Source organism: Escherichia sp. E13S3 (genome assembly GCF_004212325.1).
Classification (GTDB): Bacteria; Pseudomonadota; Gammaproteobacteria; order Enterobacterales; family Enterobacteriaceae; genus Escherichia.
On the sequence record NZ_RHJR01000002.1, the window covers coordinates 305,767 to 313,742 of the forward strand.

At 50.8% G+C, this 7,976-nt stretch carries 6 protein-coding genes and 5 tRNA genes; all 11 read left to right on the plus strand.

The window, feature by feature from the left end; all coding sequences use genetic code 11:
* Window positions 1-125 precede the first annotated feature (125 nt).
* A complete protein-coding gene (gene alaS, locus D9597_RS02610; protein ID WP_000047170.1) occupies window positions 126-2,756 on the plus strand; it encodes an alanine--tRNA ligase in 2,631 nt (876 codons plus the stop codon).
* Between the two features lie 234 nt (window positions 2,757-2,990).
* Entirely contained in the window at window positions 2,991-3,176 is a 186-nt protein-coding gene (gene csrA, locus D9597_RS02615) for a carbon storage regulator CsrA (RefSeq protein WP_000906486.1), read from the plus strand.
* 315 nt (window positions 3,177-3,491) lie between these two features.
* Window positions 3,492-3,584 (plus strand) — tRNA-Ser (locus tag D9597_RS02620).
* 3 nt (window positions 3,585-3,587) lie between these two features.
* A tRNA-Arg gene (locus tag D9597_RS02625) sits at window positions 3,588-3,664 on the plus strand.
* Window positions 3,665-3,728: 64 nt separating this feature from the next.
* Window positions 3,729-3,805, plus strand: a tRNA-Arg gene (locus D9597_RS02630).
* A gap of 62 nt (window positions 3,806-3,867) precedes the next feature.
* Window positions 3,868-3,944, plus strand: a tRNA-Arg gene (locus tag D9597_RS02635).
* Between the two features lie 196 nt (window positions 3,945-4,140).
* Window positions 4,141-4,217, plus strand: a tRNA-Arg gene (locus D9597_RS02640).
* A gap of 278 nt (window positions 4,218-4,495) precedes the next feature.
* Window positions 4,496-5,062 (plus strand): fructose-1-phosphate/6-phosphogluconate phosphatase, encoded by a 567-nt coding sequence (gene yqaB, locus D9597_RS02645; protein WP_000273309.1) that lies wholly within the window; start codon window positions 4,496-4,498, stop codon window positions 5,060-5,062.
* The gene (locus tag D9597_RS02650) at window positions 5,059-5,487 is read left to right on the plus strand and encodes a YqaA family protein (protein WP_064529936.1); all 429 of its coding nucleotides are present in this window, start codon (window positions 5,059-5,061) and stop codon (window positions 5,485-5,487) included. The genes yqaB and D9597_RS02650 overlap by 4 nt, the downstream gene beginning before the upstream one ends.
* A gap of 72 nt (window positions 5,488-5,559) precedes the next feature.
* Window positions 5,560-7,116, plus strand: coding sequence for a glutamate--cysteine ligase (gshA, locus tag D9597_RS02655; RefSeq protein ID WP_000611804.1), 1,557 nt, complete (start codon window positions 5,560-5,562; stop codon window positions 7,114-7,116).
* A gap of 149 nt (window positions 7,117-7,265) precedes the next feature.
* Window positions 7,266-7,781 carry an S-ribosylhomocysteine lyase gene (gene luxS / locus D9597_RS02660; protein WP_001130211.1) on the plus strand — a complete coding sequence of 172 codons (516 nt, stop codon included), beginning with the start codon at window positions 7,266-7,268 and terminating at the stop codon, window positions 7,779-7,781.
* Window positions 7,782-7,976: the final 195 nt, after the last annotated feature.

Consider the following 7,976-nt stretch of genomic DNA (forward strand, 5'->3'; position numbering starts at 1 on the left):
GCATACGGTATTTTACTTCCCAGTCAAGAAAACTTATCTTATTCCCACTTTTCAGTTACCAGCCCGGCGGTTAAGACTCGCTGTAGCTGGTGGCGATATTTCGTTAGCTTGATTTCAGGATAATTATGAGCAAGAGCACCGCTGAGATCCGTCAGGCGTTTCTCGACTTTTTCCATAGTAAGGGACATCAGGTAGTTGCCAGCAGCTCCCTGGTACCCCATAACGACCCAACTTTGTTGTTTACCAACGCCGGGATGAACCAGTTCAAGGATGTGTTCCTTGGGCTCGACAAGCGTAATTATTCCCGCGCTACCACTTCCCAACGCTGCGTGCGTGCGGGTGGTAAACACAACGACCTGGAAAACGTCGGTTACACCGCGCGTCACCATACCTTCTTCGAAATGCTGGGCAACTTCAGCTTCGGCGACTATTTCAAACACGATGCCATTCAGTTTGCATGGGAACTGCTGACCAGCGAAAAATGGTTTGCCCTGCCGAAAGAGCGTCTGTGGGTTACCGTCTATGAAAGCGACGACGAAGCCTACGAAATCTGGGAAAAAGAAGTAGGGATCCCGCGCGAACGTATTATTCGCATCGGCGATAACAAAGGTGCGCCATACGCATCTGACAACTTCTGGCAGATGGGTGACACTGGTCCGTGCGGCCCGTGCACCGAAATCTTCTACGATCACGGCGACCACATTTGGGGTGGCCCTCCGGGAAGCCCGGAAGAAGACGGTGACCGCTACATTGAGATCTGGAACATCGTCTTCATGCAGTTCAACCGCCAGGCAGATGGCACGATGGAACCGCTGCCGAAGCCGTCTGTAGATACCGGTATGGGTCTGGAGCGTATTGCCGCCGTGCTGCAACACGTAAACTCCAACTATGATATCGACCTGTTCCGTACGCTGATTCAGGCGGTGGCTAAGGTGACTGGCGCGACCGATCTGAGCAATAAATCGCTGCGCGTTATCGCTGACCACATTCGTTCTTGTGCGTTCCTGATCGCGGATGGCGTAATGCCGTCCAACGAAAACCGTGGTTATGTACTGCGTCGTATCATTCGTCGCGCAGTGCGTCACGGTAATATGCTGGGCGCGAAAGAAACCTTCTTCTACAAACTGGTTGGTCCGCTAATCGACGTTATGGGCTCTGCGGGTGAAGACCTGAAGCGCCAGCAGGCGCAGGTTGAGCAGGTGCTGAAGACTGAAGAAGAGCAGTTTGCCCGTACTCTGGAGCGCGGTCTGGCGCTGCTGGATGAAGAGCTGGCAAAACTTTCTGGTGATACGCTGGATGGCGAAACTGCTTTCCGCCTGTACGACACCTACGGCTTCCCGGTTGACCTGACGGCTGACGTTTGCCGTGAGCGCAACATCAAAGTTGACGAAGCTGGATTTGAAGCAGCAATGGAAGAGCAGCGTCGTCGTGCGCGCGAAGCCAGCGGCTTTGGTGCCGATTACAACGCGATGATCCGTGTTGATAGCGCATCTGAATTTAAAGGCTATGACCATCTGGAACTGAACGGCAAAGTGACCGCGCTGTTTGTTGATGGTAAAGCGGTTGATGCCATCAATGCAGGCCAGGAAGCTGTGGTCGTGCTGGATCAAACGCCATTCTATGCAGAATCCGGCGGTCAGGTTGGCGATAAAGGCGAACTGAAAGGCGCTAACTTCTCCTTTGCGGTGGAAGATACGCAGAAATATGGCCAGGCGATTGGTCACATCGGTAAACTTGCTGCGGGTTCTCTGAAAGTGGGCGACGCGGTACAGGCGGATGTAGATGAAGCTCGTCGCGCTCGTATTCGTCTGAATCACTCCGCAACGCATCTGATGCACGCTGCGCTGCGTCAGGTTCTGGGTACTCATGTCTCCCAGAAAGGTTCGCTGGTTAATGACAAGGTGCTGCGTTTTGACTTCTCGCATAACGAAGCGATGAAACCAGAAGAGATTCGTGCTGTCGAAGATCTGGTGAACGCGCAGATTCGTCGTAACTTGCCTATCGAAACCAACATCATGGATCTCGAAGCGGCGAAAGCGAAAGGTGCGATGGCGCTGTTCGGCGAGAAGTATGATGAACGTGTACGTGTGCTGAGCATGGGCGATTTCTCCACCGAGCTGTGTGGTGGTACTCACGCCAGCCGCACCGGTGATATTGGTCTGTTCCGTATCATTTCTGAATCGGGTACTGCTGCAGGCGTTCGTCGTATCGAAGCGGTAACCGGAGAAGGTGCTATCGCCACCGTTCATGCAGACAGCGATCGCTTAAGCGAAGTCGCGCATCTGCTGAAAGGCGATAGCAATAATCTGGCTGATAAAGTGCGCTCAGTACTGGAACGTACGCGTCAGCTGGAAAAAGAGTTACAACAGCTTAAAGAACAGGCTGCCGCACAGGAGAGCGCAAATCTTTCCAGTAAGGCAATTGATGTTAATGGTGTTAAGCTGTTGGTTAGTGAGCTTAGCGGTGTTGAGCCGAAAATGTTGCGCACCATGGTTGACGATTTAAAAAATCAGCTGGGGTCGACAATTATCGTGCTGGCAACGGTAGCCGAAGGTAAGGTTTCTCTGATTGCAGGCGTATCTAAGGACGTCACAGATCGCGTGAAAGCAGGGGAACTGATTGGTATGGTCGCTCAGCAGGTGGGCGGCAAGGGTGGTGGACGTCCTGACATGGCGCAAGCCGGTGGTACGGATGCTGCGGCCTTACCTGCAGCGTTAGCCAGTGTGAAAGGCTGGGTCAGCGCGAAATTGCAATAATATAAGTGTCAGGCAATGCCGTGGACTTGCTTCACGGCATTCGCATCGACGCTATCGACAATGATAAAGTCAGGTTGAAGTTGTGTATATCGGCTAAACTTAGGTTTAACAGAATGTAATGCCATGACTGCTTAGATGTAATGTGTTTGTCATTGCTTACTTTTTGGCGTTATATGATGGATAATGCCGGGATACAGAGAGACCCGACTCTTTTAATCTTTCAAGGAGCAAAGAATGCTGATTCTGACTCGTCGAGTTGGTGAGACCCTCATGATTGGGGATGAGGTCACCGTGACAGTTTTAGGGGTAAAGGGCAACCAGGTACGTATTGGCGTAAACGCCCCGAAGGAAGTTTCTGTTCACCGTGAAGAGATCTACCAGCGTATCCAGGCTGAAAAATCCCAGCAGTCCAGTTACTAATCTTTCCGCGTCTCATCTTTAACGGTGAGACGCACCCTCAAAATTTCTCCTTCACTTCATTTTCTTTTCGCGTTACTCCCGTTCATTTAACTTTTGCCTTCATTTTTCTCTATCACTGCTACCTGTCAGAGGCCTGTTTTTCTGTTGATAAAACACTCTTTTTGACGTTTTTACAGACTAATTGAGCGCGAAGTGTGCAAACGATAAAAGTGTGGGAAAAATTGTTTGACTTATAAGTCTCAGAAAGTAATATGTGCGCCACGCAGCGACGATGAGCGATAAACAAGTTCTTCGAAGCACTCGTAAGAGGCGTGTGGTGAGGTGGCCGAGAGGCTGAAGGCGCTCCCCTGCTAAGGGAGTATGCGGTCAAAAGCTGCATCCGGGGTTCGAATCCCCGCCTCACCGCCATTTGCATCCGTAGCTCAGCTGGATAGAGTACTCGGCTACGAACCGAGCGGTCGGAGGTTCGAATCCTCCCGGATGCACCATCTCTTACTTGATACGGCTTTAGTAGCGGTATCAAAAAATCTGCAGTAAAGTAAGTTTCCCGATGCATCCGTAGCTCAGCTGGATAGAGTACTCGGCTACGAACCGAGCGGTCGGAGGTTCGAATCCTCCCGGATGCACCATCTCTTACTTGATACGGCTTTCGTAGCGGTATCAATATCAGCAGTAAAACAAATTTCCCGATGCATCCGTAGCTCAGCTGGATAGAGTACTCGGCTACGAACCGAGCGGTCGGAGGTTCGAATCCTCCCGGATGCACCATATTCTCCGTAACCTTCAGCGATGAAGGTATCGAAGAGGTGGCGGTACTAACCGCAGGCACCAGGGAGGATAACGTTGCTTAGCAACGGCCCGAAGGGCGAGCCGCAAGGCGAGTAATCCTCCCGGATGCACCATCTCTTACTTGATATGGCTTTAGTAGCGGTATCAATATCAGCAGTAAAATAAATTTCCCAATGCATCCGTAGCTCAGCTGGATAGAGTACTCGGCTACGAACCGAGCGGTCGGAGGTTCGAATCCTCCCGGATGCACCATCTTCTCTGTATTACTCACGATTGATAATCTTCACGGTCTGCAATATTGATGTATGCACCAGGGAGGATAACGTTGCGCCAGCAACGGCCCGAAGGGCGAACGCCAGTGAGTCATCCTCCCGGATGCACCATCTTCTCCAAAAAATTTCCTTCAAAAATATCTCATTTCTAAATAACTATTTTATCCATATCCTGAATAATCTTCCCTTTCGCCATCAGCGACAAAATCAAGCAATTACGCTAAAGTAGCGTCATATTTTTCGACTTGCGAGAAGACCATGTACGAGCGTTATGCAGGTTTAATTTTTGATATGGATGGCACAATCCTGGATACGGAGCCTACGCACCGTAAAGCGTGGCGCGAAGTATTAGGGCATTACGGTCTTCAGTACGATGTTCAGGCGATGATTGCGCTTAATGGCTCGCCCACCTGGCGTATTGCTCAGGCGATTATTGAGCTGAATCAGGCCGATCTCGACCCGCATGCGTTAGCGCGTGAAAAAACAGAAGCAGTAAGAAGTATGCTGCTGGATAGCGTCGAACCGCTTCCTCTTGTTGAAGTGGTGAAAAGCTGGCACGGACGTCGACCAATGGCTGTTGGAACGGGGAGTGAAAGCGCCATCGCTGAGGCATTGCTGGCGCACCTGGGATTACGCCGTTATTTTGATGCGGTCGTTGCCGCCGATCACGTCAAACATCATAAACCTGCGCCAGACACATTTTTGTTGTGCGCACAGCGTATGGGCGTGCAACCAACGCAGTGTGTGGTCTTTGAAGATGCTGATTTCGGTATTCAGGCTGCTCGCGCTGCAGGCATGGACGCAGTGGATGTTCGCTTGCTGTGAGTGAAGCTTTATCGCTTTTCTCGTTGTTTGCCAGTAGTTTCCTCAGCGCTACACTATTACCCGGTAATTCCGAAGTCGTCCTGGTTGCAATGTTACTTTCCGGGGTAAGTCATCCCTGGGTTTTAGTGTTAACAGCAACAATGGGTAATAGCCTTGGAGGGCTAACTAACGTTATCCTTGGGCGTTTCTTTCCACTGCGCAAAACATCGCGCTGGCAAGAGAAAGCCATCGGCTGGCTGAAACGATATGGTGCAATCACACTATTATTAAGCTGGATGCCCGTGGTTGGCGATTTACTGTGTCTGTTAGCGGGATGGATGCGCATCTCGTGGGGACCGGTAATCTTTTTTTTGTGCCTTGGTAAAGCGTTACGCTATGTTGCGATTGCAGTAGCTACCGTTCAGGGCATGATGTGGTGGCACTAATTGTAGGCCTGCACACATGGCCACCATTACAGTTATGCTAAATAAAACGATTTTGACAGGCGGGAGGTCAATTTGATCCCGGACGTATCACAGGCGCTGGCCTGGCTGGAAAAACATCCTCAGGCGTTAAAGGGGATACAGCGTGGGCTGGAGCGCGAAACTTTGCGTGTTAATGCGGATGGCACACTGGCAACAACAGGTCATCCTGAAGCATTAGGTTCCGCACTGACGCATAAATGGATAACCACCGATTTTGCGGAAGCATTGCTGGAATTTATTACACCAGTGGATGGTGATATTGAACATATGCTGACCTTTATGCGCGATCTGCATCGTTATACGGCGCGCAATATGGGCGATGAGCGGATGTGGCCGTTAAGCATGCCATGCTACATCGCAGAAGGTCAGGACATCGAACTGGCACAGTACGGTACTTCTAACACCGGACGCTTTAAAACGCTGTACCGTGAAGGGCTGAAAAATCGCTACGGCGCGCTGATGCAAACCATTTCCGGCGTGCACTACAATTTCTCTTTGCCAATGGCATTCTGGCAAGCGAAGTGCGGTGATATCTCGGGCGCTGATGCAAAAGAGAAAATTTCTGCGGGCTATTTCCGCGTTATCCGCAACTACTATCGCTTCGGTTGGGTCATTCCTTATCTGTTTGGTGCGTCTCCGGCGATTTGTTCTTCTTTCCTGCAAGGAAAACCAACGTCGCTGCCGTTTGAGAAAACCGAGTGCGGTATGTATTACCTGCCGTATGCGACCTCTCTTCGTTTGAGCGATCTTGGCTATACCAATAAATCGCAAAGCAATCTCGGTATTACCTTCAACGATCTCTACGAGTACGTCGCAGGGCTCAAGCAGGCTATCAAAACGCCGTCGGAAGAGTATGCGAAGATTGGTATTGAGAAAGACGGTAAGCGGTTACAAATCAACAGCAACGTGCTGCAGATTGAAAACGAACTGTATGCGCCGATTCGTCCAAAACGCGTTACTCGCAGCGGAGAATCGCCTTCTGATGCGCTATTACGTGGCGGCATTGAATATATTGAAGTGCGTTCGCTGGACATCAACCCGTTCTCGCCGATTGGTGTAGATGAACAGCAGGTGCGTTTCCTCGACCTGTTTATGGTCTGGTGTGCGCTGGCTGATGCACCGGAAATGAGCAGTAGCGAACTTGCCTGTACACGCGTTAACTGGAACCGGGTGATCCTCGAGGGTCGTAAACCGGGCCTGACGCTGGGTATCGGTTGCGAAACTGCGCAATTCCCGTTGCCGCAGGTGGGGAAAGATCTGTTCCGCGATCTAAAACGCGTCGCGCAAACGCTGGATAGCATTAACGGCGGCGAAGCGTACCAGAAAGTGTGTGATGAACTGGTCGCCTGCTTCGATAATCCTGATCTGACTTTCTCTGCGCGTATCTTAAGGTCTATGATTGATACTGGCATTGGCGGAACAGGTAAAGCGTTTGCAGAAGCCTACCGTAATCTTCTGCGTGAAGAGCCGCTGGAAATTCTGCGCGAAGAGGATTTTGTAGCCGAGCGCGAGGCGTCTGAACGCCGTCAGCAGGAAATGGAAGCCGCTGATACCGAACCGTTTGCGGTGTGGCTGGAAAAACACGCCTGACAGAAAAGAAAAAGGCCACTCGTGAGTGGCCAAAATTTCATCTCTGAATTCAGGGATGATGATAACAAATGCGCGTCTTTCATATACTCAGACTCGCCTGGGAAGAAAGAGTTCAGAATATTTAAAAAAAATTTACCGGAGGTGGCTAAATGCCGTTGTTAGATAGCTTCACAGTCGATCATACCCGGATGGAAGCGCCTGCAGTTCGGGTGGCGAAAACAATGAACACCCCGCATGGCGACGCAATCACCGTGTTCGATCTGCGCTTCTGCGTGCCGAACAAAGAAGTGATGCCAGAAAGAGGGATCCATACCCTGGAGCACCTGTTTGCTGGTTTTATGCGTAACCATCTTAACGGTAATGGCGTTGAGATTATCGATATCTCACCAATGGGCTGCCGCACTGGTTTTTATATGAGTCTGATTGGTACGCCTGATGAGCAGCGTGTCGCTGATGCCTGGAAAGCGGCAATGGAAGACGTGTTGAAAGTGCAGGATCAGAATCAGATCCCGGAACTTAACGTCTATCAGTGCGGTACTTACCAGATGCACTCTTTGCAGGAAGCACAGGATATTGCGCGTAGCATTCTGGAACGTGACGTGCGCATCAACAGCAATGAAGAACTGGCGCTGCCGAAAGAGAAGTTGCAGGAACTGCACATTTAGTTGGTAAGTGCAGAAGCAGCCGGAGATGCAACAGCACCGTCCGGCTTGCCTGGTGCGCTACGCTTATCTGGTTGACGCAGGGAGCATGCCACCTGTACGTGACAGGTGGCAAAGTGGCATTAAAAGAGATATTTCATGCCCAACATTCCCTGGGTATCACTGTAACCGTTATCACCCAACTGCTGGGCGACGTTG